The organism is Amphritea atlantica (genome assembly GCA_024397875.1).
Classification (GTDB): domain Bacteria; phylum Pseudomonadota; class Gammaproteobacteria; order Pseudomonadales; family Balneatricaceae; genus Amphritea; species Amphritea atlantica_B.
On sequence record CP073344.1, the window covers coordinates 2,475,125 to 2,500,146 of the forward strand.

The window sequence follows — 25,022 nt, forward strand, 5'->3', positions numbered from 1 at the left end:
GCAGGGTCACATTTAACTCAATTCAACGGCCATTGCTGGTTAAACATATGCTGCATTCCGAAACGCACGAAATCATCAGTCAACTTGCAGACCTGACAAGTGCGCTGACCACTGAGAAAGATCACGTCAAGTTGCTGGATCGCATCATTATTGGCTGTATGAACCTGACCAATGCCGATGGTGGAACCCTCTACACCGTCGACGGGGAAAACGCTAACGAGCTGCACTTCAGCATTCTCCATAACCGTTCTCTGGATATCCACCAAAAACCACGGAATATGCCCGCTGTAAAGATCTATAACGCCCAGAAACAGGCATCGAAACTCGTCGCAGCTCAGGCTTTTGTGCAACAGAAAACAATCAATATTCCAGATGCCTATTGCTCAGATCAGTATGATTTTTCGGGTACCCGAAAATTTGATAAGCAACTAGGCTATTACTCCAAATCATTTCTCTGTGTGCCACTGCAGGACCACGAAGGCGAAGTTATCGGTGTTCTTCAGTTAATTAACGCGTTAGACAAAAATAATCAGGTCATTACCTTTCCTGAATACCAGCAACATCTGGTTGAGTCACTGGCGTCTCTTGCCGCGACTGTATTGACAAAACGACGCCTGATCGATGCCCAGCGGGAGCTTTTTGAATCCTTTATTAAAATGATGGGGCGCGCAATTGACCATAAATCGCCGGTGACCGGTAAACATTGTGAACAGGTCCCTGAAATCGCAATGTTACTGGCTGAAGCGGTCAACCAAAGTGGCAACCACAAATATGCAGATACTCAGTTTAACGAACAGGAGATGTATGAACTGCGCATTGCCGCCTGGCTTCACGATTGCGGCAAAATAACCACGCCCGAACACATTATCGACAAAGCCACTAAGCTTCATTCGATGTTTGATCGTATTGAACTGCTGGAATCCCGCACCCGTGAATATAAACTGCAACTGCAGCTCAATCACTATCGTTCGCTACCGGGGCTGTCAGCAGACGAGGCAAAACAGGCTGAGTTACAGATGGTATCGCAGTGCCGCACACTCGATGACGATATCGCCTTCCTGAAACAGAGTAACACCGGTTCAGAATTTATGGCTGATGAGGATGTTGAGCGGATCAGACAGATCGCTGAAATAAGCTGGACAGACTGCGATGGCAACCTGCGACAACTACTCACCGAAGACGACACAGAAAACCTCTGTATCCGCAAAGGCACGTTGCTACCCAGTGAGATTCAGGTCATGCGTGACCATATCAAAGTGACTATCGATATGCTGGAATCACTTCCCTACCCCAAACCATTAGCTCAGGTACCTGAGATTGCCTGTAATCATCATGAGCACCTTGACGGAAGTGGTTATCCCAGAAGCCTGACTGGCGATAAGATATCGCTACGCGCCAGAATCATGTGCATTGCTGATATCTTCGAAGCACTCACCTCGGCGGACCGGCCCTATAAAAAAGGGATGCTGTTATCCCAGGCGATGAACATTATCGGACGTAAGGTTGAAGACAACCATCTCGACGCAAACCTGTTTACAGTGTTTGTCGAAAGCGGCGCCTATCTTCAATACGCCAGACAACATATGACGCCCCGCCAGATTGATGATGTTGATCTGGAAACCCTTCCGGGGCTTGTTTAGAACAGCTCCAGACGATGCCTATTTATGAGGATGACTGACCACTGAGCCCTACTGGTTTTCCGGGAGCGCTCTGTTGAAACGCCAAGATCTGCTGCCGATACGGATGCTGCTCAATCAAAGACTTCTGTCGAATGTGAGTAAAGCGCTTATCTGGGTAAAGCGTTAGGCCCGACTATATGTCAACAAACCACTGTGTTATAAAAGTACGCTTAAGTGCACCGGTATTAGTCATTTACGTCAGCGCCATCGGAGATAGAAGTGAAAATTGAGATTCTGGGATGTAGCGGCGGTATCGGTCCGGGCCTGAAGACGACGACGTTTCTGATAGATGATAGCCTTCTGCTGGATGCCGGGACGGGTGTTGAACTGCTGACTATCGAGCGATTACTGAACATTCGTGATGTAGTGATTACCCACGGCCATCTGGATCACATTATCGGCTTGCCGCTGATGCTGGCAACCATCTTCGATCAGCACCGGGATCCCATCAATATTTACGCTCACCCGGCGGTGATTACCGCGCTTGAGCAGCATATTTTCAACTGGACCATCTGGCCTGACTACACCCGACTTCCTGAAGCTAAACCCATTATCAACCTGCACCCGGTTGATGTCGGAGACATTCTGAAGCTCCAGAACAAAACAATTGAAGTCATGCCGGCTGAACATCCTACGCCAACCGTAGGTTATCTGATCAGTGATGGGCTCAACATTTTTGTCTTTACCGGGGACACAGGCACCAATGATCAACTCTGGCCACTGCTGAATCAGAGAAAACCTGACCTGCTGATTATCGATGTCTCTTTTACCGATGAGTCCGACGCATTAGCCCGGGTAAGTGGCCACCTCACCCCTTCACTGTTAACTCAGCAACTGACTCAGCTGGAAGCAAATCCGCGTATAGCCATTACTCATCTTAAACCGGGAGTTGAAGATGCCATCATGCAACAGTGCTTGCGGTTATTGCCCCACCGGCAGATTGATCGCCTTCAGCAGGGTGAAGTCATCACACTCAGTTAAAGCCGGGATCCGCAAAGGCTATAACACTGTCTATGCTATCTTTATATTCATTCTGCCGCTTACTTAACCACACCGTGTAAACCGGTATCAGGAGCCCTGAGCTGAACACAAACAAGCGTACTCTCTCAGCACGTCCCCGCGACACAAACTCACCTTGTGTGCGCAACTGCTGCCTGGACAACGAGGATATCTGTATGGGGTGCCACAGGAGCCTTGAAGAAATCCTGGCCTGGCACGCCTTAACCGAGAGCGAAAGAGACGCCGTATTAGTCGTGTGTCAGGCCAGAAAACAAGCGCAACAGGCCAAGGGACACTAAGCCGATAACGCTTCGACCTTCTGGCGTAACTCGGCATATCTCAGATTTTCACAACTGCCGAAGCCACTCAACTGACGCACTTTATTTCGACTGAATAACGGCACACTTATACCCGCCAGGAAGCGGCACTGAGTGTCTGGGGTGACCGGAACCGACAGATGCTGACGCAACCCTGTCAGATCGCTGATAAGTTGCTCATCAGACGGCCAGCGGGGCGATTCTGAATATTCAAGCACCGCCGGCTGCCCCCGACAGACCGAACAGTGACCGCAATTTTCTGCACTTTGGTGATCATCAAAATAGAGCGCCAGATTGCGGCTGAGACAGCTGTCCAGTTCAAAGAAACTCACCAACGCGGCGATCCGGGCAATCTCTTTGTGCTCTTTATCGATAAAATAATCATACAGCTTCTGGCTCAGGGCTGAGTCCGCCAGCATCGCCTGATCGACCTGAAATACGTCCGTTACTTTTTTGGTTTCCAGCTCAATCAGCCGTTGCTCCGACAGATAGTCCAGTGCAGAAACCACTCGCTTGCGGTCACAATTGTAGCTCGAATAAAGACTCTCGAACGCCAGAGTCCCCCAGATCCGCTTAAACTGCGTGTTGGCAAGTACCGCCGCAAGAAAATCTCTTCGCTCTCCGGCAAAACGATCCAGAATCTCCTTTTCCGGTTGTAACAACTTAAACTTAAAGTCGGCAAAGTAAGCATAGAGAGGCTGTATCACCCCCAACAACTCCAGCTGAACCAGCAGGGTTTTCATCGGCAGCTGGCGAATATTACTGGCGGTGGATAAAGCATTCAGCTGTAATTCCCACTGGCCGTTCTGACACTCATTACGGATATTATCGAGGACAAACGCTATGCCGCTAAGTTCAGGGGTATCCCCATAGACAAAATTCTCAACGGTATTCAGGCCATCCAGGTTAGCCAGAGTGATACAGTTCGATGGTTGTCCGTCACGTCCGGCCCGGCCAATCTCCTGACTGTAGTTTTCAATTGACTTGGGCAGATCATAGTGGATAACAAAGCGGATATTACTCTTATCGATCCCCATGCCAAAGGCGATGGTCGCGACCACCACATCGATCCGACCCGCCATAAAACCGGTCTGAATCTGTTGCCGCTTCTGGTCCTCAAAACCAGCATGATACGCCGATGCATTCACCCCCTGTTGCAGCAGAAAACCGGCAACCTCCTCGGCACTGTGCTGCAGAGTAACGTAGACGATCCCAGGCCCCTTCTGCTCAGCAATCAGCTGCGCCAGTCGATGGCGCTTTTCAGCAGTGCTTACCGGTAGCACAGTAAGATCCAGATTAGCACGGTAAAAGCCGGTCTGGACTATATGCTGCTCATCAATACCAAATTTCTGTGCCATATCCAGCTTGACCTTTCTGGTCGCCGTGGCGGTTAACAGCAACACCAGCGGGATATTCAGCGATGCCCGATAAGCCGGAAGTTTGAGATAATCAGGGCGGAAGTTATGCCCCCATTCAGAGATACAGTGAGCCTCATCCACGACCAGCATCGACACCGGTACCGACTGGATAAACTGCCGGAAACGTTCATTCTTAAAACGCTCCACCGAAACCATCAGAATTTTTGTCGTGCCGTTACGCACATCACTCATCACCTGACGATTCTGTTCCGGGGTCAGGGTTGAATCAATACTGGCAGCAGCAATCCCCTTACTGGCCAGGAACTCCAGCTGATCTTTCATCAACGCCAACAGGGGTGAGACCACCAGAGTCAGATGAGGAAGCTGGGTTGCGCTTAACTGATAACAAAGTGATTTACCCGAGCCGGTGGGAAAGATCGCTAAAGAGGAGTGGCCTTGCAATAACTGACCGACTGTCTGCTCCTGACCAGGCCGGAACTGATCAAAGCCAAAAAAGTGTTTAAGCGGGGTCTGCAGGTCGGTTACCATTTCCAGTCCTTATTTCAAGTGCGTAGGTCCAGTGCTTACGAGAATACGCACTTATCGTTCAGATAAGTGCAGTATACCGGTGACGCCCCTGCTGCGTCGCCACCCGTGACACGATAACCCACTGCAAACTGCATTGCGCTACTTCAGTCGCCCTATCCGCCGGTGTAGTCTGCGACTCAGTATCCAGACTGAAAACAGCACCAGCGGCAACATCAGCGCAATCGTTCTTTCTGTGCTGAGTCCCAGATTAAAGGTATCCGCAGCATCCAGCAGAAAATGCAGCAAAGACAATACATAGTAGGTAATGACCACGACAGACAATCCTTCAACGGTCTGCTGCAGGCTGAATTGCATCTGCGCCCGCCGGTCCATAGATTTCAGCAGCGCCTGATTCTGGGCTTCAATAGACATATCGATCCGGGTTCGCAGAAAATCACTGGCACGATCGACCCGGCTGGCAAGATCATCCAGTCGCCGCTTAGCCGCTTCAACAGTACGTAGCGCCGGTGATAAGCGGCGATCAACAAAAGCCGACAGGGTTTGCAAACCATCAATTTCCTGCTCTTCCAGCTCATCCAGACGACTCTGCACCATCTGATAATAGGCCGTACCGGCATCGAAACGATAGCGGGAATGAGTAATCAGCTCGGCAATCGCTGCAGCCAGGTCAGACAGTTCGGTGAGCTGTCGCTGCTCCTCTTCAGGAATCCGCGACCACTGATCTGCCGAACCAGACGTGCCAGTTGTGCTTCCATCCGACTGACCTGAGCACTCACCTGCTGCGCCTCGGGGAAAGCCAGCAGCATCATATTGCGGTATGCTTCGAGTTCCAGCAGCGCCCGTAACACCCGGCCGGTCTGACACTTATTGAGGCCGTTATTCAACAAAAGAATGCGGTTGAAGCTGTCATTGTGCAGCCGCAGTGAACTCCAGATAGTCGCCGCGCCTTCACGCAGCTCCGAACCGATCAGTCGCTGCCCTTCAAAGTATTGCCGCAACTGCTCCCGGTCCGGTATTTGTGCACCGTCCTGATTATCCAGAACCTCAATATGCAGAGCTGAGATCAGCTCACCGGGAAGCCCCTGTAACCAGTCCAGAGGAATCAGTGAGATAGGTGGATGCTCAAAGGGCTGGCTGTCCTCACCGTAAATGGTAAAGCTGTAAGTACTGAACTCCGTATGCCGCTCCCAACGCACCTCAAATTCACCAAAACTCTGATAGAAGCAGGTATCCTCCGGTTGCGGCGGATTAATAGTGTAACGCTGACACAAGGCCGACAGGTGCCGATATTCCATTTCGTATGAACCGAAATCTCCGTGCAATATAGACAGATGCGACACCCGCAAGGGGGTATCTGCTACCGGAAAAGGCCGGGTATGAAGGTCATTGTAGTTTTCATGAAACAAGCGGTGCTTGCTCAACTGAGTGTAGTGTCCGGTAACCCGTTCAGACGGGTGATGCGCTCTTTCAAAAGAGGTATCGAAAGCCATATCAGCTCCTTAATTGATTATTACCGTCCATCATAGATAAAAAAAGGGGGACATAAGTCCCCCCAAAAAAAGATCCAAAAGGACCAGTGCTTACCCAAGAAGCAACACGACAAGCCAACAAGGCATACCGGCTGCAATGGAACTGTGGAGGGTCACCGGGCCAGCCAGTTCCAAACCAGCCCGATCGTGCAAGAAGAATTTTTACAGTACTAAATTTCTACAGAACTCTGATTTACAGAATCATGATTCTACAGAGCTCAGGCGGCTATCAGGCCTTCACGGGTTACAAAGTCCAGCGTGTCATCCAGCGCTTTAGCCAGTTTTTCAACCATCTCGTCGATCTGTGCTTCGGTCACAATCAGTGGCGGACAGAACGCCAGTGAGTTACCGGCCACAGCCCGGGTGATCATGCCGTGGTTCTGGCAAGCCTGCATGGCAAAGGTACCAACAGCACCGCCATCAAAACCGGCACCGGTGTTTTTATCGGACACCATCTCAACTGCACCGATCATACCGGCACCACGCACCTCGCCCACCAGCGGATGATCCCGGAATTCACCGAGACGCTTCTGCATATACTCACCCACCTTAGCCGCATGGCCAAAGATGTTATCCCGCTCATAAATTTCCAGCGTCTTCAGCGACACTGCAGCAGCAACCGGATGACCCGAATAGGTATAACCATGTCCAAATACGCCGACCTTTGTACTTGGCTCAATCATCGCTTCGTACATATCACCACGGATAACTGCAGCACTGATCGGCATATAGGCGGATGACAACTGCTTCGCCAGCGTCATCATCGCCGGCTTCTCGATACCCATAGTGGTGCAACCGAAATCATTACCGGTACGGCCAAAGCCGGTGATCACTTCATCCGCCCAGAACAGGATGTCATACTTATTCAGTACCGCCTGAACTTTCTCGTAGTAACCCGCTGGCGGCACGATGACACCGCTGGCACCGGTAATCGGTTCCGCGATAAAGGCTGCGATGGTATCGGCACCCTCTTTCAGTATCAGTTGTTCCAGATTGTTGACGATACGGTCAACAAACTGTGCCTCAGATTCACCCGGCAGTGCACCACGGAAATAATGCGGCGCATCGGTACGCAAGATACCCAGGGCATCGAACGGCAGATCGAAATTGGTATGATTAGGTGGCAGACCGGTCAGACAGGCAGACGCAACTGTCACCCCGTGGTAAGAACGTTCACGGGCGATAATCTTGAATTTTTCCGGCTTACCTATCGCATTAAAGTAATAACGCAACATCTTCACATGGCTGTCGTTTGCATCACTACCGGAATTGCCGAAGAACACTTTGGCATTCTCAACCGGCACCATCGCGGTCAGTTTATCGGCCAGATCCATACCCACCTGGTGAGTCTTACCGCCAAACATGTGGGAGTAAGACAGCTTACCCATCTGCTCTGCAGCCGTATCGATCAGCTCACGATTGTTATAACCCAGCGAAGTACACCACAGTCCGGCGAGGCCTTCCAGGTACTGGTTACCCTCATTATCGTAAACATAGGCTCCATCGCCCCGCTCAATCGTCAGGGTTTCTGTCGCTTTAAGGTTAGTTGTTGGGTAGATAATATTACTCATAACGCTTCTCCAGGGCTCACAGCTCAACGCTGCAATGCACCAAAACAGATATACTTTGTTTCCAGGTAGTCATCCAAACCATATTTAGAGCCTTCGCGACCCTGACCCGACTCTTTTACACCACCAAACGGAATCACTTCTGAGCTGATCGCCGTTTCATTAACACCGACCATACCGTAATCAATCGCTTCCGATACCCGCCAGCTGCGGCCCATATTCTCGGTATAAACATAGGCGGCCAGACCGAACTCGGTATCATTAGCCATCTGTACCGCTTCTGCTTCAGTGCTGAACTTAAACACCGGCGCAACGGGACCAAAGATCTCTTCGCGGAACACCCGCATTGAAGCGTTTACATTGGTGAGAACCGTCGGCTGGTAAAAACATCCGCCCTGCTCACCCGGCTTACCGCCGATGACAACGGTGGCACCCTCGGCGACAGCATTCTGTACCTTGGCATCGATCTCTTTAGCCGCTTTTTCGGTAATCACGGGACCATGGGTGGTGTCGGCATCAAAACCGTTGCCGATACGGAACTCACTGACCGCGGCCGCAAATTTTTCCACAAAGGCATCGTAGATCCCTTCCTGAACCAGCAGACGGTTCGCGCAGATACAGGTCTGCCCTGAGTTGCGGTATTTGGCTGTCAAAGCACCGGCAATCGCCAGATCCAGATCCGCATCATCAAAAATAATCACCGGCGCATTGCCGCCCAGTTCCATGGAGGTACGCTTAACGGTATCCGCACACTGCTTCATCAGCAGTTTTCCGACCGGGGTAGATCCGGTGAAAGTAACCTTCTTTACCGTCGGGTTAGAGGTCATCTCGCCGCCGATAGCCGGTGCATCAAGCCCCGGAACCACACTGAATAGCCCGGCAGGTAAACCGGCACGGTTAGCCAGTTCCACCAGCGCCAGAGCAGACAGCGGGGTTTCAGCCGCAGGCTTCAGGACAATGGCGCAACCCACGGCTAACGCAGGACCGGCCTTACGGGTAATCATCGCATTGGGAAAGTTCCACGGAGTGATTGCCGCGACCACACCCACCGGCTGTTTAACCACCACACCGCGACGGTCCGTTTGTGGGGTAGGAATAATATCGCCATACACCCGCTTGCCTTCTTCGGCAAACCATTTGATAAAGGATGCACCGTAAGCCACTTCACCACGTGACTCGGCCAGGGGCTTGCCCTGCTCCGCAGTCATGATGACAGCCAGATCTTCGGTATTATCAATGATCAGCTGATACCATTTTTCCAGTATCTCACTGCGACTCTTCGCCGGCAGTGCTTTCCACTCAGCCATGGCCCGTTCAGCCGCTTCGATAGCCCGGCGGGTTTCGGCCGCGCCGACACTGGCAACATCTGCCAGATGCTGACCGGTAGCAGGGTCAGTCACAGCAAACGTTTCACCGTTATCACCATCAACCCAAAGGCCATCAATATAAGCCTGAGTTTTAAATAACGATGAATCTTTAAGTTGTATTGTCATTCTTGATCTCCAGCCTGCAGTCGTGAGATTCAACCGCACTATAGAGTTATTTATAGATCGCCAAATCTTTTGCTTATATAATTATTTATAAATATATACTTTTACATATACAAATATAAAAATGCTTTTTTATAAATACACCCTATAAATACATACAATTAGGTACATTCTATGGGACGCAGAAAATCTGCTATCTCCGGTCAGCTGGCCGATATGGATCTTCGCCTGCTGAAAGTTTTTAAAGCGGTTGTCGAGTGTGGCGGATTCACCCCGGCGGAAATCCACCTCAACCTTGCCAACTCGACCATTTCCAATTACATCTCAGACTTGGAAAAGCGGCTGGATATGCGCTTGTGCGAGCGCGGCCGGGCTGGATTCTCCCTCACTGAACAAGGGCAGACGGTCTATAACGCCACCCTGGAGCTGCTCAGCGCACTCGATCAGTTCAAAAACACTATCAACCAAAGCCATAATCGTATTCTGGGCAGCCTGCATCTGGGTTTTGCCGAGCATATGCTCGGCGCTCACAACTCATCGATTCTGCAGGCACTCAGTCGCTTCTCAGTGAAAGCCCCGGAGGTCAGAATCCAGATCAGCACCATGAGCTCTGACGATGTCATAACCGCACTGCTCAACAATCAGGTCGATATCGGTATAACCGTTACCAGTCAGCCCTACCCGGAACTCACCGATATAAAACTGTTCGAAGAAGAGATGCTGCTGTATTGCGCCCAGAACCACCCACTCTTTAATAAAGATGAGATAACCGCGGCTGAGCTACGCCAGTATCGCTTTGTCGAGTCCCCCAGACTGATGCCAGGCCGGGAGATTCACCCTGATATGATGCTCTGGAATAAACAGGCCATCGCCCATCATCAGGAAGCCCGGGCCACTCTGATACTGAGTGGCCACTATCTGGGATTCCTGCCGCGTCATCTGGTCAGCAACTGGAGGCTGGAAAAAGACCTTCGCCCCTTGCTGGCTGACCAGTATGGCTATACCAACACCTTCAAGGCACTCTGGCGTAACCGGCAGCAAAAAAGACTCATCATTCAGCTATTTACCGAGTGTCTGACTGAGTCAGCTGTCTGACTCATCGCAGCGTACAATAAACACTGAACAGGGGGCGTGACGCACCACCCGCTCAGCGTTTGAGCCGATAAAATAGCTGCTGATACCCGGCTTACGGGCCATCATCACAATCACATCCACCCCCAGTTGCTCGGCGGTTTCGAGAATCTGATCATGGGCCGTCCCATCACGGTAGACAGTATTCACCACAGTATTTTCAGGCAGATTCACTAACAGACCTTGCATCTCCTTCAGGGCCTCCTTGCGGTGCCCTTCATGAAGCGTGCTGTCAAACTGCGGATGACCCGCTCTGTGTACAAAACTCTGGTCGACATACAACAGGTTGATCCGGGCCGGGGTTCCGGCCGCCAACGTTGTTGCAATCTGCACCAGCTCAACCACCTGTTCCTTATGAGACAGATCCAGAGGAATAAGAATATTGCTGTACATAGATAACTCCTTAACCCATCACTAAATTCGGCAACCAGAGCACAATCTCAGGAAACACCATGCAGAGAATCAGTACCGTCAGGTTAAGTAAGATAAATGGGGTAACTGACTTATAGATCTCGGACATACCGATACCCGCAGGGGCTATCCCTTTCAGATAGAAGAGGGCAAAGCCATAGGGCGGCGTCTGAACTGCGATGAGAATATTCAGAATCATCAACACACCGAACCAGATCGGATCATAGCCCAGCGAGACTGCGATAGGCGTAAACAACGGGGCACACATCAAAACGATAATGAACTCATCGATAATGAATCCCAGCAGCAGCATGATCAGTTGGAACATGATGATGATCATAATCGGTGGCAGATCCAGCTTACCAGTAAAGTCAGCGACCATACTCTGCACACCCATCAGCAGATGGAAGTTACTGAATACCGATGCACCAAAGATAATCCACATCGCCACACTCACCAGAGCACCGGTCTGGAAGCCTGACTGCAGGAACATGTCCACCTTGAAACGTTTAAACATAATCGCCAGGACAATGGCACCGACAACACCGATCGCACCGGATTCAGTCGGGGTTGCTATACCGGTAATAATACTGCCCAGTACCGCGACAATAAGCAGCATGGAGAACAAACCATCCCGTGCAATACGGAATTTTTCCTTGCCTTCCAGCTTAACGATATCTTTGTTGTCCATATCCCGCGGAGCACGTTCCGGGAACAACCAACAACTGATGGCTACGTAAAGAATCATCATCACAACTGTCAGCAGTGCCGGCATCATCGCCCCCAGAAACATCCGGCCTACGGAGTTTTGGGTAGAGGCAGCAAACATGATCATGGGGATACTCGGCGGAATCAGGATACCCAGTCCACCACCTGCCATGATTACGCCCAGTGCCAGGCGTTTGTTATAACCCCGTTCCAGCATCGGCCGCAGCGCAATACTACCAGAGGTCATAATGCCCGCGCCGATAATGCCGACCATGGCACCGATCATTGAGCAGACGCCGATCACACTGATCGCCAGCGAACCACGCACCCGGCCAATCAGCATCTGACTGAAATTAAACATCGCATCACCGATGCCAGATTTAGTCAGCAACTGCCCCATATAGATATACAAAGGGATCGCTAACAGGATAAAACTGAAGTAGGTTGATTCCAGCGTTGTAGGAATAACATTAAATATTCCATCGCCCCAGGTCATGTAGCCGACCACCATAGCGATACCGCCCAGTGCCAGTCCAACCTGCGCCCCAAGGGCAAAAAACACCAAAATACAGAGTAGAAGAACTACGGTTAACAGCTCAATTCCCATCACTGTTCTCCTCAATAAGTGCATGCCCGGTCAGTAGAAAGTACAGCTCTGCCAGCATGTCTCTGGCCAACTGGGCAATAAACAGACCACTGGCGATAATCATCATGATCCAGAAGTGAAACATGGGTGGTGCCCACTCACTCTGGCGACGATAATCAAACTCAATCGCTTCTTCATATTTCCCGATGCTCATCATCACAATGATGACCAAAAAGAAAATACCCAATGAGAAAGAGATTAGATTGAATACACAACGGGTCCGGTGAGAGACCTTGAGATAAAGTATGTCTACATTGATATGTGCCCGCTTTTGCTGCGCATAGGCGCCACCCAAAGCGGCAAGATAGCCAAACATAAACAGAGACAGATCAAACGCCCAGACGGTCGGCTTGCCCAACACATAACGTGAGAACACCTCAAATGCGACCACCAAAGCCAAAACCGGCATAATCAGCGCTGCGGCCAGGCCTGCCTGACGCACCACCCAATCAACTGAAACACAGATATTTGTCAGTATTGTTTTAAGCATAGAAGTACCTGCAACAAAAAAAGGGGCACGACAGCACCCCTTTTAGCTTATTCAAAATGCTTACTTGCTGTTTGCGCGCAGGATATCGATCAGCTCTTTGCTGTACTTATCCGATTCAGCATATTCGTCCCACAGACCCGCACCGGCTTCAGCCCATGCTTTACGGTCAGCGTCGCTCGGCTCCGGGCTCCATTTCAGACCTTTTGCTTCCATCTCGGCAACCGCTTCAGATTCCCACTTTTTAGACAGACGCAGCTGATCAGCAGCGTGCTGTTCAGTGGCTTTACGAACGACCGCCTGCAGATCTTCCGGCAGTTTCTTCCACGCATTGCGGTTAACAACGATTGGCAGAACCTGAGCACCGGCCAGTGGCAGTTTGTACATGTACTTAGCGACTTCAACATGGTTACCGTCGCGGTGGTCGATCATGTTACTACCGATAGAACCATCAATTACACCAGTCGCCAGAGAGGTGTAGATTTCGCTCCAGGACAGGGAAACAGGAGAAGCACCCAGGTTACGCAGGAACTTACCGTAAGCACCTGGCGCACGGATCTTCAGACCTTTGAAATCTTCAACAGACTTGATCTCTTTCTTGGTCAGAATGTAAACCGGTGGCTGGATGTAAGGCTCAAGCCAAACCAGGCCCTGTGAACCGTATGCTTTAGTCAGTACTTTGTCCCAGCCTTTTTCATGGAACAATGCGTTCAGTTCAGCCGGATCATCAGTACCACCTGGCAGACCGATCTCAACCACACCAGCGGGCAGTTCGCCTGCGTGCATTGACTGGAAAGGAGCCCCCATCGTTACCAGACCGGATTTAACCGCGCCCAGCAGACCGCTGGTACCAACACCTTCACCGGAATACAGAACCTGAACCTTGATACGACCTTCTGAGCCGGTTTCAATATTCTTCGCCAGACTCTCGTAAACCTCACCAAACGCAGTACCACGACCGTAGAGGTTGCTGAAACGCCAGTTATGCTCTGCTGCGGAAACATCAGCAGCCAGAGTACTCAGCCCCAGCGTCACCGCCAGTGCAGATGTGGATAGTTTCTTCTTAAGGTTTTTGATCATTGCTCTACCCTGTATTTTTAATATTTATATAGCGAATTAAACTCTCTGTAGCTTTATCCTTACAAATTACGGGAAAACTATAAATCCCGAAGAATCCACTCAAACGTTTAACTTTCTTTACGTAAAGACTATCATTAGGCACAAGAAAACAAACTATTAAACCCCTCCCCCTGCAGAATTAACCATATAAGGATAGCGGGAATGACGAAGTTTGCACTTGGCCAGCTGGGCGATATTGAGATAAAACAGCTGAAAATATTTAAGGCTGTTGCAGAATGCGGCGGATTTTCAGCCGCTGAAACCGAGCTTAATATCAGTCGCCCCACCATCAGCAATCATATTTCCGCACTCGAGGATCGCCTGAATATAACGCTCTGCAAACGGGGACGGGGAGGATTCTCCCTGACCCCTGAGGGCAAAGTGGTCCTTGATCAGACCACCCAGCTGCTCAACCGCCTGGAACAGTTCCGCAGTACCATCAATAATCTGGGGGACAGCCCTGCCGGCAAACTGAGAATTGCCCTAAGTGACACCTTCAGCACCGACCCGAGATTCCGTCTGCCGGAGATTTTTCATCATTTTTATCAGCAGGCCCCCGATGTAGAGCTTCAGGTAGAAGTTAATCATATGCGAGTGATGGAAAAGATGGTGCTGAACAACCAGCTTGATATCGCCATGATCCCCTACCACCGAAAATTTGAAGGGCTCAACTATATCCACCTGTTTACAGACGAAAACTATGTCTACTGCGGCAAAGAGCACCCGCTGTTTAATCTCCCGGCGGAACAGATCACTGAGAAGGTCATCAATAGCTACAAACTGGTTCATGCGGGCCTCAAACCCCATGAGGAGATCTATCACCAGCTGGCACAAATGAACCTGTCAGCCACTTCATACCACTACGAGTCACGGATTGCGATGCTGCTGTCCGGCTGTTATATAAGCTTTTTGCCCGCCGAGGTGGCCCGCCCCTATGTTGAGCAGGGGCTGTTAAAGGCGGTGGCACAAAAGCTTAAGCATTTCCGTCTGGGGGTCGCGGTAATCTCAAAAAAATCAGCTCAGCCGAACCGGGCGAGAGATATGTTCCTGCATTCAATCCGGATGATCCATAAAGACGCCGAAACAGCAGCGCCCTACTAACGGGGGGAGCATTTTTAACGGGCAGGCCGCCAGTCGCTGTCAGATGTCCAATCATACCCGCCATCTATATCCTCATAGGTATATCCCACTTCTCTGCAAACCATTATTGTAACCAGACAATCAAAGCTGCGGACCTCTTTGTATGTCCCGGCCAATATGATCAATACCCTCGCCGGGTCGTAATACAGGGTCTTTCTATGGCAGTTCCATCGCACACCACGTCATACTATGCTGCGTCAGCTAATGATAAAACGCTTCGCGCACCACTGAAGGGGCATATCACTGCCGATATCTGCGTGATCGGCGCAGGCTATACCGGCATGTCATCCGCTCTACATCTGGCTGAGCAGGGTTTCAAGGTTGTCGTTTTAGAAGCCAGCCGAATCGGTTTTGGCGCCTCCGGCCGTAATGGCGGACAGATTGTCCATAGCTACAGCCGGGATATCGACTTTATTGAAAAACATTACGGTCACAACACTGGCACTGAGATGGGTAAGATGGCCTTTGAAGGAGGCAAAATCATTCGCCGCCTGGTTGATCAGTACCAGATTCAATGCGATCTCAAGGATGGCGGCATCTTCGCAGCATGTAACGATAAACAGCTGCATGAGATGGAACACAAAAAAGCACTGTGGGAAGCCCACGGGCATACCCAGCTGGAGATGCTCTCTGCCGATAGTATTAAAAACCATGTAGGCTCGAATCGATATGCAGGAGGCCTGCTGGACAAAAGCGGCGGGCATTTTCACCCACTGAACCTGGTTCTGGGCGAGGCGGCCGCACTGGAAAGCCTCGGTGGGGTTATTTATGAAGACTCCGCAGTCACCCGTGTTCAGGAGGGTGACAAAGCCGTTATCCATACCGAACAAGGCTCGGTCACCGCCGATTTTGTTATTGTGGCCGGCAACGCATATCTGGGTGGACTGATTCCTAAACTGGAACAGAAAGCAATGCCCTGCGGCACTCAGGTGATCACCACGGCGCCCCTGAGCGAGGCGCAACAGAAAGAACTGTTACCTCAGGATAACTGTGTCGAAGATTGTAACTACCTGCTGGACTATTTCCGCCTCTCGGGCGATGGCCGGCTTATCTATGGCGGAGGGGTAACCTATGGTGCCCGGGAGCCGGACAAGATCGAAGCCCTGATCGTGCCAAATATGCTAAAAACATTCCCCCAGCTGAAAGGCGTTAAGGTCGATTACGCCTGGACCGGTAACTTCCTGCTGACACTGATGCGTCTGCCCCAGTTTGGCCGGATAGGTAAAAATATCTACTACGCACAAGGCTATAGCGGTCACGGTGTCACCAGCTCACACCTGGCGGGCAAAGTGCTGTGTGACGCGATACAGGGCCAGGCCGAACGTTTTGATGTATTCGCCGGACTGCCACAATACCCATTCCCGGGCGGCCGGACATTCCGAATACCCTACACGGCGATGGGTGCCTGGTACTACACCCTGCGCGACAAACTGGGTATCTGACGATAAGTCTGGTCTTTTAAACGGCGCTACCAGAGGTGGTGCCGCCCTTCTTACGGCTCACTAAACGAACCAATATTCAGTTTATCTTACTGCCCGTTAATCGCGAAAGTGGCTAAGCAGACTGAATAGTTTAATTTATAACGATAAAAAAGGTGCTAAATGAGTACTGATATTGCACAGACTGCAGGCCTTAACAACAGCGCAAGGCTTCGCAGCAAAACCACCCATAGCCCGCAAAAATGGCTGATCTTTTTCGCTTCCATCATGGCATTTTTTACCTATCTGTCGACACAGCACATCGACGGTGAACCCTATGGTTTTTACAGCCTTCTGCCTGCCCTGCTTATTCTATTCGTTGCGGTCATCACCAAGAAACCTCTGGAATCCATTTTTGCCGGTATTATCGCCGGCCTGCTACTGCTGGATCCCAGCAATGTTGTCCGCGGCCTGGGTGACCTGTCAATGTCTGTGGTCATGGATGAAACGATCGCCTGGATTGTGCTGGTATGTGGCATGATGGGGGGACTGATCAATATGCTGGAACGGGGTGGCAGCGTCCTGAGCTTTGGCGAAATGCTGGCTAAACGCATTAAAACCAAGCGCGGCACCATGCTCACCACCTGCCTGCTGGGCATCATGGTGTTCATTGATGACTACCTGAACTCTCTGGCTGTTTCTGCATCGATGAAAAACCTCACTGATCGCTATAAGATCTCCCGTGAAAAGCTGGCATTTCTGGTGGACTCTACGGCTGCCCCGGTCTGCATTCTGGTGCCGGTATCTACCTGGGCGGTGTATTTTGCCGCCCTGCTGGAAGAGAACGGCGCAACGGCTGAAGGCAAAGGGATGGCGCTGTATATCGAATCGATTCCTTATATGGTGTATGGCTGGGTCGCTTTACTGGTTGTATTCCTGGTTGCCGCCGGAATTCTGGGGGATTTCGGCGAAATGAAGAAAGCTGAGCAGCGTGCTCAAGCCGGACAACCGATCCCTGAGGGAATCCAGCAGGACGGCTTCGATACATCATTAATGAAAAGAACCCCACCGATTGTCGGCCTGTTGAACTTCTTACTGCCTATGATGGTACTGGTCGCTGCCAGCGTTTATTACGAGATAGACCTGTTGCTGGGGGCATTGGTCGCATCAATGTTCACCATGGTGCTGTACTTTATGCAGCGCCTGCTGTCATTCAGTCAACTGGTCGATTCGATGCTGGACGGTTTCAAGGTGATGCTGCACCCTATCGCGGTAGTCTGTGCCGGCTTTATGGTTAAAGAGATCAATGACCAGTTGGGTATGACCCCCTATATCATCGACTCAATGACCCCGTTCCTGTCAAAAGAGATGTTGCCGGCGCTGGTTTTTGCATCAATGGCTGCCGTGGTATTTGCCACCGGCTCCAGCTGGGGGGTCTTTGTGGTTTCCCTGCCAATCGTTATTCCTATGGCGATCAGCCTGGATATGTCGATGCCTCTGACAGTCGGAGCCCTGTTGTCCGCCTCAGCATTTGGTAGCCACGCCTGTTTCTTCAGTGACTCCACGGTATTGTCATCACAAGGCTCCGGCTGCACGCCGATGCAACACGCCCTGACTCAGATCCCCTATGCTCTGATAGGTGCCGTAATCGCATTTGTCTCGCTGTTAGTCCTGGGCTTCATGGCCGGCTGATGCACTCAACAGCTTAACCATACACAACGAAAATGGAGGCCTGACCTCCATTTTCATCTCTTCCCAAAAATTTCGGTAAAGTACTGTCGATGCCTATTAACTCTCCACGGACTGCTGTCATTCTCTTGCTATTGGTGAGTTTTATTTGGGGATCCGAGTTTGTTCTGATCGATCTGGCAATAGAGCTGATACCGACCCATACGTTTAATGCGGTCCGCTTCCTGCTGGCTGCGTTATCTTTGACGCCACTACTCTGGCTCAACCGCAGCCAGCTACACGGAGTTCGCTGGCGATCTCTGCTGGGCGCCAGTGCGTTGCTGGGTTTCTTGTTGTTTATCGGTTTTTACACGCAGACCGAGGGGATGCATTACACCTCGGTCTCGAATGCGGGGTTTATCACCGGGCTGAATGTTCCTCTGGTTCCCCTGCTGGGCTTTCTGCTGTTCCGAACCCGGGCATCAATAGCGGTCTGGGCCGGGGTCATTATTGCGACCACAGGTCTTTATCTGCTAACCGTGGGTGATAAGCTGGCGTTTAACCGGGGCGACTCTCTGGTACTGGTATGTGCATTCGGCTTCGCCGTGCATATATTACTGACCGGGCGGTTTGTGAATTCACTGCCGGTGGTACCTCTGAGCATTCTGCAGCTGCTGGCCGTTGCGCTGTATAGCACCATTGGCGCAGTGACCAGTCCAGATCCGGCCCTCTATCATCCGGGTTCTACACCGCTAAACTGGCAAGCGCTGGCCTCTGATCCAATCGTCGTCAGCGCCGCGCTGATAACCGGGATTCTGGGGACCGGTTATGCCTACTGGGCACAATCCGCTTGCCAACAGATACTGGAATCTCACAAAGTAGCACTGATATTTGCCACTGAGCCGGTGTTTGCCTGTCTGGCTGCCTGGCTGTTTCTGAACGAAAAACTGGGCACAGTGGGACTGATCGGCGCGGGCCTGATTATCACTGCGATGCTAATCTCGGAACTGGGAGATCGAAGGAATAAGGTCAAGCTTGAACCACTGGATCAGACCACCTCAGTCACAGACTGATCAGGAAGGCGAGATCAGTTTTTCGCTACATACATCTGGTCCAGATGCGTTATCTCACGACTCATCTCCCGGGTAATATTGATGAGAAAAATCATAAACATCTCGGGATACTGTTCACACAGCTGATGAAACAGTGCAGAACTGATCTCCAGCAGATACCCCGCGGTTTCAATGATGGCATCACCACGACGCTCGTGCAGCCCGATCATGCCGACAAAGCCGATCTGCTCTCCCGCCACATATAGACGCAACGGAACCCTCTCGCCATCGTTCTCACGCAGCTGATGAAAGCGCACAGAGCCGTTAATAATCACATAAAATTTATCCGAGTCATCGCCTGTGCGGAACAGCTGATCACCCGCCTGAACCGATAGCAGATCGCCCTGCTGCAGTAAAAAGTTAAGACTCTCTTCCGACAAGGCTCCGAACATTGAAAGGTGCTGGCAGAATCCTTCCGGAAACTGCTGCTGAAGCTCATCGAACGATACAACGTTCATGGTTAGTATTCCGCGATGCAATATAAGACAACGCTATTATAGAATGGAAAATGCAAATATAAGATACCTAAGAGTGAGTAGTGAAAAACTCTCATGTATCGGGATCATCCCATGGACCCTAAGATCAGGACTTTAGCGCTGCCACATAAGCCTATGGCAGTGACATTTGCACAGGTATAAAAAAGGCTGATGCAGTGCACATCAGCCTTTGATATTTCTCCTGCCAGTCGTGTCATTAACTGGTAAATTATCCGGCCATCAGGCCGATCCCTTTAAACACTTCTGACTCAGCCTGGGAACGCCAAGGATACGCCTTTTTCTGTAGTGATCAGTAGTTGCGCCATCTGAACTATCTTATCTTTATCAATCTCTCCCATCAGAGATGGGTTAGAGAGTGCATAGATATAATCTTCAATCGCAGAGTGATCAATATCATCACGGCACTCAACAAACATTGCCCACTCTTCAAGGTCATCAATACAGATATCGCCAACGACATATCTGTTTAACACCTCAATAAGCTGCTGTTTAGTCACGATGACCTTCTCATACGCATGTTCAGGAGAACCCTCCATTAAGCAGGAATAAGCTTGCTCTCTGCATTCGCCAAAACTGATAATCTCGCTTAATGATTCAACTCTATTCATAGGTCATGCACAACTCTGCTATAAAGATTTAAAAGCGCTGCGTTCATGGCCTCCGCTCTCGCATAAAGCTGGCAAACCGAGGCACGCCTCTGGCACTGACTCCGGTATATTTATAGGTTACCTGACTGCCAATTGCAGGCGGATTCTTCCGCTGAGCATCGCTTAAGCCACTCCCTAATTTGAAGCGTATACCATCAGTCGTTTCCACCAGCAATGATCCCAGCATACCGGCATATTTACCCCTGCCCGGTTGATACCCGATGACCGTTGCTTCTGCATCCTGCCACTTTTTTAATTTCAGCAAGTCAGTACTACGCCCCTGCTTATAAATTGCATCTTCATGATGCAACATCAATCCTTCACCGCCACCAGAAACGACCTGATCTAACCAGGCCATTAACCCGGTTTCACTGACCACCCGCCTTTGATGCACCACCTGAACCCAATCCCGATCGATATCATCAGCAATGCGTCGCAATCGCTTCAGCCTATGGCTAAATGTACCGGGGAACTGCGGCAAGTCAAACAGCATAAACTTCACCTGACGCCAATCGCTATCGCGGCCCTTGTTTTCACCAGCAGCACCGCTTCTGATAAGCGCTGAGACTGTATCAAACTGCCCGCGGCCTATCCATAACTCTCCATCCAGTGATTGTTCAGGTAAGGGTTCAACAAACCATGCAGGCGCATCAATACGATAACCCTGACGGCTGAGCAACTGCTTGCCATCCCAGTAACCCCGTACGCCATCAAGTTTCTCGCTAACCCAGTAGCCTGAGATATCAGACCCCGAATGATAGATAGTTGCCAGTTGCAGTTTTGGCTGATCAGCAAAGCTTTGTGACGCAGCTAGAAAACAGATCAGTATAAGCAAGCTATTGAATGAGATCAGACTATAGCGGTGAGACATAATTTCTCCTCCTTGAGAAAATAATTACTGCTTCATTTTATGAGCAGATTGAGAGTTAACCCTAGCAGAAAGACTGATTTAGACAAAAAAAGGTTCATCTCGCTGTACCGGGAAAGGATTTCATCGTTATAGATTTTAGTGGAGCTATTGCCCCTCAAAATCTAAAACAGACTCACCACAGAGGACACGGAGAGCACAGATAAAAGCTAATAAATACCGCTTCTCCGTGTCCTCTGTGCACTCTGTGGTAAAACGTTTCCTACTGCCTTTTTAGCGTCAGGCATTCAGAGTTCCGTCAGCTACTTTTGGCGCTGCGTCCTGCAACGATAGGGTATCCCCTACAAAAGATCGCTTTACAAAGATTTTTCTTGCCTGGAGGACAGACCTACCGGGCTAACCATGAAGAGATCAACATTTCCTATATCCTTCCCCATAACCCGCGAAGAACCAAAAAAGCCGGCACCTGTATGTACAGGTACCGGCAAAATAGTGCAAATAAAAGAAACTCAGGAGTAAAGCTTGTTTCTCTAATCACTTAAAACAAAAGGAGTGCAATAAATGAATATAGAGCAAGAGGTCAGACCGCTTTGCCTGGCTGCCAGAACAATTCGCGCAGCGACGTTCTAACAAGCCAAACCTGTTCGACGGTCTGGTCTCTCTTTCATTTTTAACTAGGGAATGCGAACGAAACCCCTTCGCGTACACCGCTGGAAGGCCAGCGTTGTGTGATTGTTTTACGCTTGGTGTAGAAGCGCACAGCATCCGGACCATAGGCATGCAGATCCCCAAACAGGGAGCGTTTCCAGCCACCGAAGCTATGATAGGCGACCGGTACTGGCAGTGGTACGTTGATACCCACCATACCCACCTGAATATTGTCAGAAAAGTAGCGTGCCGCTTCACCGTCACGGGTAAAGATACAGGTACCATTACCGTATTCATGATCATTGATCAGCTGCATCGCCTCTTCCATCGAGTTCGCACGAACAACCTGCAATACCGGGCCAAAGATCTCCTCTTTATAGCTTTCCATCTCCGGTGTAACCCTGTCGATCAGCGTAGCACCGACAAAGAAACCACCATCAAAGCCTTCAACCTGCGGATTACGGCCATCAACAACAACGGCAGCACCATCGGCTTCGGCACTATCGATAAAGCCGTTTACCTTCTGCTGGTGCGCACGGGTAATTACCGGACCGAAATCATTATCGCTATTGCTGAAGGCACCCACTTTCAGAGGTTCCATCGCATGACGCATCTTAGCCACCAGCGTATCCGCCGCTTCATCGCCTACCGCTACCGCTACAGACAACGCCATGCAACGCTCACCGGAAGAACCAAAGGCAGCCCCCAGCAGCTGATTAACCGCGTTATCCATATCCGCATCCGGCATCACAATCGCGTGGTTCTTAGCACCACCCAGTGCCTGACAGCGCTTACCATTGGCATTCGCAGTGCTGTAGATATATTCCGCAATCGGCGTAGAACCGACAAAGCTTACCGCTTTAATACGCTCATCGGACAGCAGAGTATCAACCGCTTCTTTATCACCGTTTACAACATTGATGACACCTTTAGGCAGACCGGCTTCCTCCAACAACTGAGCAATATAGAGCGTCGAAGACGGATCACGCTCCGAAGGCTTAAGCACAAAAGTGTTACCACACACAATCGCCATCGGGTACATCCACAGTGGCACCATCGCCGGGAAGTTGAATGGGGTAATACCGGCTACCACACCCAGAGGCTGGAACTCGCTCCAGGAATCGATACCCGGACCAACATTACGGCTGTGTTCGCCTTTTAGCAGTTCTGGCGCACCACAAGCGTACTCAACATTCTCAATACCTCGTTGCAGTTCACCCGCCGCATCATGAGAGATCTTACCGTGCTCTTCACCGATCATCGCGCAGATCTTTTCGGCATTCTCTTCCAACAACGCTTTAAACCGGTACATCACCTGTGCACGTTTAGCCGGTGGCGTATTACGCCACGCAGGAAACGCCTGTTCAGCGGCGCTAATCGCCTGCTCAACCGTAGTCACACTCGCCAGCGCTACCTGCTTTGAAACTTCACCGGTAGACGGGTTATATACATCTTGGGTACGAGCGGCTTCAAAGCTCATCTCGCCATTAATCAGGTGACCAATAGTTGTCATATCTTTTCTCTTAAATTCAATTTCTGTCAAATTCAATAATCTGTTACAGCCAAACCATGACTATATATTCGTTATAACCGGACGGATCAGTCCAGTTCGTTGATCGAATCGCCCAGCGCATTAATCAGGCTGTCAATTTCAGATATTTCAGTGGTAAACGGCAAACCCAGCTGAATCGTGTCGCCGCCGTAACGGACATAGAAGCCTTTTTCCCAGCACTTCATCGCGATCTGATAAGGCCGCAGTGCAGGTTCGCCCGGAGCCGACTCAATAGTGAAACCGGCGGCCAGACCGTAGTTACGGATATCAGACACATACTGAGTACCCTTGAGACTATGAACCATCTCCTGAAACTGAGGCGCAATCGATTTGGAACGCTCAACCAGTTTGTCATTGGTCAGAATATCCAGTGATGCCAGACCCGCAGCACAGGCAACCGGATGGGCAGAATAGGTATAACCGTGAGGCAGTTCCAGCATATATTCCGGGCCACCCTCGGCCATAAAGGTATCGTAGATCTCCTGCTTTGCGATCACAGCACCCATCGGAATCACGCCGTTGGTCAGTTGCTTGGCCACTGTCATCAGATCCGGCGTGACACCGAACTCCTCTGCACCGGTATTCGATCCAACACGACCAAAGGCGGTGATCACCTCATCAAATATCAGCAGGATATTGTGTTTATCACAGATCTCCCGCAGCCGTTTCAGATAGCCAATCGGTGGCGGAATAACACCGGTAGAACCCGCCATCGGTTCAACAATAACGGCAGCGATATTGGATGCATCGTGCACCATGATCTGCTGCTCCAGATCGTTTGCCAGATGGGCGCCGGTTTCAGGCATCCCCTGGGTGAACAGATTCTCTTCAAGCATGGTGTGAGGCAGGTGAATCGCATCAATCCCCTGACCGTAGATCGCCCGGTTAGGACTGATCCCACCTACGCTGATACCACCAAAGTTCACGCCGTGATAGCCCTTGGCACGCCCCACCAGACGGGTTTTACCGCCCTGACCTTTTTTACGCCAGTAAGCGCGGGCAATCTTCAAGGCCGTTTCAACTGATTCAGAACCGGAACCGGTAAAAAACACCCGGTTAAGTCCTGCTGGCATAAACTCGGTGATACGGTGCGCCAGCTCAAATGATTTCGGATGACCAAACTGAAATGCCGGCGAGTAATCCAGCTCTTTCACCTGTTTGCTGACCGCTTCGGTGATCTCAGGACGACTGTGACCGGCACCGCAGGTCCACAGACCGGACAGACCGTCAAATATTTTCCGGCCATCCGCAGCGGTATAGTAGTTACCCTCCGCAGCAACAATCAGCCGCGGGTCCTGCTTAAAGCTTCGGTTAGCGGTAAACGGCATCCAGTGGGCATCAAGCTGTTCCTGAGTAAGGCCACAGCGGTTCGGATCATCAGTCATAATTCAGCCTCAGTTTATTATCTTGTTGACTCTATTATCGCCAACGACTAAGTTTATTAAATTCACAAATATTAATTTAAAGTTAACCATAAGGTT

21 protein-coding genes are annotated in these 25,022 nt (G+C 50.6%); 8 read left to right on the plus strand and 13 right to left on the minus strand.

Annotated elements, in window-relative coordinates; translation table 11 throughout:
• The first annotated feature begins 47 nt into the window (after positions 1-47).
• The 3 genes from KDX31_11450 (at position 48) to KDX31_11460 (ending at position 2,977) form a co-directional block, all read left to right on the plus strand.
• Entirely contained in the window at positions 48-1,640 is a 1,593-nt protein-coding gene (locus KDX31_11450) for an HD domain-containing protein (GenBank protein ID UTW01976.1), read from the plus strand.
• A 258-nt stretch (positions 1,641-1,898) separates the two neighbouring features.
• Entirely contained in the window at positions 1,899-2,660 is a 762-nt protein-coding gene (locus KDX31_11455) for a 3',5'-cyclic-nucleotide phosphodiesterase (GenBank protein ID UTW01977.1), read from the plus strand.
• A gap of 101 nt (positions 2,661-2,761) precedes the next feature.
• On the plus strand, positions 2,762-2,977 hold the full coding sequence (locus KDX31_11460) for a DUF1289 domain-containing protein (protein UTW05379.1): 216 nt from the start codon (positions 2,762-2,764) through the stop codon (positions 2,975-2,977).
• Here the strand turns inward: KDX31_11460 and KDX31_11465 are convergent.
• The 4 genes from KDX31_11465 to KDX31_11480 form a co-directional block, all read right to left on the minus strand.
• Positions 2,974-4,902, minus strand: coding sequence for a RecQ family ATP-dependent DNA helicase (locus KDX31_11465; protein UTW01978.1), 1,929 nt, complete (start codon positions 4,900-4,902; stop codon positions 2,974-2,976). The two genes, KDX31_11460 and KDX31_11465, sit on opposite strands and share 4 nt — an antisense overlap.
• Positions 4,903-5,040: 138 nt before the next feature.
• Positions 5,041-5,766, minus strand: a complete 726-nt coding sequence (locus KDX31_11470; GenBank protein UTW01979.1) for a DUF3422 domain-containing protein — start codon at positions 5,764-5,766, stop codon at positions 5,041-5,043.
• 883 nt (positions 5,767-6,649) lie between these two features.
• The gene (locus KDX31_11475; protein ID UTW01980.1) at positions 6,650-8,002 is read right to left on the minus strand and encodes an aminotransferase class III-fold pyridoxal phosphate-dependent enzyme; all 1,353 of its coding nucleotides are present in this window, start codon (positions 8,000-8,002) and stop codon (positions 6,650-6,652) included.
• Positions 8,003-8,025: 23 nt separating this feature from the next.
• Positions 8,026-9,492, minus strand: a complete 1,467-nt coding sequence (locus KDX31_11480) for an NAD-dependent succinate-semialdehyde dehydrogenase (GenBank protein UTW01981.1) — start codon at positions 9,490-9,492, stop codon at positions 8,026-8,028.
• 171 nt (positions 9,493-9,663) lie between these two features.
• Between KDX31_11480 and KDX31_11485 the strand changes: the two genes are divergently transcribed.
• Complete coding sequence (locus KDX31_11485) at positions 9,664-10,584, plus strand: LysR family transcriptional regulator (GenBank protein ID UTW01982.1); 921 nt, start codon at positions 9,664-9,666, stop codon at positions 10,582-10,584.
• On the opposite strand, the gene KDX31_11490 is transcribed toward KDX31_11485, so the two are convergent.
• From KDX31_11490 to dctP, 4 genes are read right to left on the minus strand one after another with little or no spacing between them, the layout of a single operon-like run.
• Positions 10,573-11,013, minus strand: a complete 441-nt coding sequence (locus KDX31_11490) for a universal stress protein (GenBank protein ID UTW01983.1) — start codon at positions 11,011-11,013, stop codon at positions 10,573-10,575. The two genes, KDX31_11485 and KDX31_11490, sit on opposite strands and share 12 nt — an antisense overlap.
• 10 nt (positions 11,014-11,023) lie before the next feature.
• On the minus strand, positions 11,024-12,346 hold the full coding sequence (locus tag KDX31_11495) for a TRAP transporter large permease subunit (protein ID UTW01984.1): 1,323 nt from the start codon (positions 12,344-12,346) through the stop codon (positions 11,024-11,026).
• Positions 12,336-12,875 (minus strand): TRAP transporter small permease, encoded by a 540-nt coding sequence (locus KDX31_11500; GenBank protein UTW01985.1) that lies wholly within the window; start codon positions 12,873-12,875, stop codon positions 12,336-12,338. The genes KDX31_11495 and KDX31_11500 overlap by 11 nt, the downstream gene beginning before the upstream one ends.
• A 60-nt stretch (positions 12,876-12,935) precedes the next feature.
• Complete coding sequence (gene dctP / locus KDX31_11505; GenBank protein ID UTW01986.1) at positions 12,936-13,952, minus strand: TRAP transporter substrate-binding protein DctP; 1,017 nt, start codon at positions 13,950-13,952, stop codon at positions 12,936-12,938.
• A 201-nt stretch (positions 13,953-14,153) separates the two neighbouring features.
• Between dctP and KDX31_11510 the strand changes: the two genes are divergently transcribed.
• The 4 genes from KDX31_11510 (at position 14,154) to KDX31_11525 (ending at position 19,290) form a co-directional block, all read left to right on the plus strand.
• A complete protein-coding gene (locus KDX31_11510) occupies positions 14,154-15,092 on the plus strand; it encodes a LysR family transcriptional regulator (GenBank protein ID UTW01987.1) in 939 nt (312 codons plus the stop codon).
• A 197-nt stretch (positions 15,093-15,289) separates the two neighbouring features.
• Positions 15,290-16,573 carry an FAD-binding oxidoreductase gene (locus KDX31_11515; protein UTW01988.1) on the plus strand — a complete coding sequence of 428 codons (1,284 nt, stop codon included), beginning with the start codon at positions 15,290-15,292 and terminating at the stop codon, positions 16,571-16,573.
• 159 nt (positions 16,574-16,732) lie between these two features.
• Positions 16,733-18,241 carry a sodium:proton antiporter gene (locus KDX31_11520; GenBank protein UTW01989.1) on the plus strand — a complete coding sequence of 503 codons (1,509 nt, stop codon included), beginning with the start codon at positions 16,733-16,735 and terminating at the stop codon, positions 18,239-18,241.
• Positions 18,242-18,330: 89 nt separating this feature from the next.
• Positions 18,331-19,290: a DMT family transporter gene (locus KDX31_11525; GenBank protein ID UTW01990.1), complete on the plus strand. Its 960-nt coding sequence runs from the start codon at positions 18,331-18,333 to the stop codon at positions 19,288-19,290.
• A 14-nt stretch (positions 19,291-19,304) separates the two neighbouring features.
• Here the strand turns inward: KDX31_11525 and KDX31_11530 are convergent, their stop codons facing one another.
• The 5 genes from KDX31_11530 to KDX31_11550 form a co-directional block, all read right to left on the minus strand.
• Entirely contained in the window at positions 19,305-19,787 is a 483-nt protein-coding gene (locus tag KDX31_11530) for a cyclic nucleotide-binding domain-containing protein (GenBank protein ID UTW01991.1), read from the minus strand.
• A 287-nt stretch (positions 19,788-20,074) separates the two neighbouring features.
• Complete coding sequence (locus KDX31_11535; protein ID UTW01992.1) at positions 20,075-20,434, minus strand: hypothetical protein; 360 nt, start codon at positions 20,432-20,434, stop codon at positions 20,075-20,077.
• Positions 20,435-20,477: 43 nt separating this feature from the next.
• On the minus strand, positions 20,478-21,344 hold the full coding sequence (locus tag KDX31_11540) for a DNA ligase (protein UTW01993.1): 867 nt from the start codon (positions 21,342-21,344) through the stop codon (positions 20,478-20,480).
• Positions 21,345-22,011: 667 nt separating this feature from the next.
• Positions 22,012-23,502: a CoA-acylating methylmalonate-semialdehyde dehydrogenase gene (locus tag KDX31_11545; protein ID UTW01994.1), complete on the minus strand. Its 1,491-nt coding sequence runs from the start codon at positions 23,500-23,502 to the stop codon at positions 22,012-22,014.
• Positions 23,503-23,588: 86 nt separating this feature from the next.
• Complete coding sequence (locus tag KDX31_11550; GenBank protein ID UTW01995.1) at positions 23,589-24,926, minus strand: aspartate aminotransferase family protein; 1,338 nt, start codon at positions 24,924-24,926, stop codon at positions 23,589-23,591.
• Between the last annotated feature and the right edge of the window lie 96 nt (positions 24,927-25,022).

What these genes read in the sequence shown, in the direction of transcription:
- KDX31_11485 (UTW01982.1), top strand. Translation starts at nt 9,664, where the DNA reads ATGGGACGCAGAAAATCTGCTATCTCCGGTCAGCTGGCCGATATGGAT.
- KDX31_11515 (UTW01988.1), top strand. Translation starts at nt 15,290, where the DNA reads ATGGCAGTTCCATCGCACACCACGTCATACTATGCTGCGTCAGCTAAT.
- KDX31_11525 (UTW01990.1), top strand. Translation starts at nt 18,331, where the DNA reads ATGCCTATTAACTCTCCACGGACTGCTGTCATTCTCTTGCTATTGGTG.
- KDX31_11520 (UTW01989.1), top strand. Translation starts at nt 16,733, where the DNA reads ATGAGTACTGATATTGCACAGACTGCAGGCCTTAACAACAGCGCAAGG.
- KDX31_11500 (UTW01985.1), bottom strand. Translation starts at nt 12,875, where the DNA reads ATGCTTAAAACAATACTGACAAATATCTGTGTTTCAGTTGATTGGGTG.
- KDX31_11545 (UTW01994.1), bottom strand. Translation starts at nt 23,502, where the DNA reads ATGACAACTATTGGTCACCTGATTAATGGCGAGATGAGCTTTGAAGCC.
- KDX31_11550 (UTW01995.1), bottom strand. Translation starts at nt 24,926, where the DNA reads ATGACTGATGATCCGAACCGCTGTGGCCTTACTCAGGAACAGCTTGAT.
- dctP (UTW01986.1), bottom strand. Translation starts at nt 13,952, where the DNA reads ATGATCAAAAACCTTAAGAAGAAACTATCCACATCTGCACTGGCGGTG.
- KDX31_11495 (UTW01984.1), bottom strand. Translation starts at nt 12,346, where the DNA reads ATGGGAATTGAGCTGTTAACCGTAGTTCTTCTACTCTGTATTTTGGTG.
- KDX31_11475 (UTW01980.1), bottom strand. Translation starts at nt 8,002, where the DNA reads ATGAGTAATATTATCTACCCAACAACTAACCTTAAAGCGACAGAAACC.
- KDX31_11480 (UTW01981.1), bottom strand. Translation starts at nt 9,492, where the DNA reads ATGACAATACAACTTAAAGATTCATCGTTATTTAAAACTCAGGCTTAT.
- KDX31_11510 (UTW01987.1), top strand. Translation starts at nt 14,154, where the DNA reads ATGACGAAGTTTGCACTTGGCCAGCTGGGCGATATTGAGATAAAACAG.
- KDX31_11530 (UTW01991.1), bottom strand. Translation starts at nt 19,787, where the DNA reads ATGAACGTTGTATCGTTCGATGAGCTTCAGCAGCAGTTTCCGGAAGGA.
- KDX31_11465 (UTW01978.1), bottom strand. Translation starts at nt 4,902, where the DNA reads ATGGTAACCGACCTGCAGACCCCGCTTAAACACTTTTTTGGCTTTGAT.
- KDX31_11490 (UTW01983.1), bottom strand. Translation starts at nt 11,013, where the DNA reads ATGTACAGCAATATTCTTATTCCTCTGGATCTGTCTCATAAGGAACAG.
- KDX31_11450 (UTW01976.1), top strand. Translation starts at nt 48, where the DNA reads ATGCTGCATTCCGAAACGCACGAAATCATCAGTCAACTTGCAGACCTG.
- KDX31_11540 (UTW01993.1), bottom strand. Translation starts at nt 21,344, where the DNA reads ATGTCTCACCGCTATAGTCTGATCTCATTCAATAGCTTGCTTATACTG.
- KDX31_11535 (UTW01992.1), bottom strand. Translation starts at nt 20,434, where the DNA reads ATGAATAGAGTTGAATCATTAAGCGAGATTATCAGTTTTGGCGAATGC.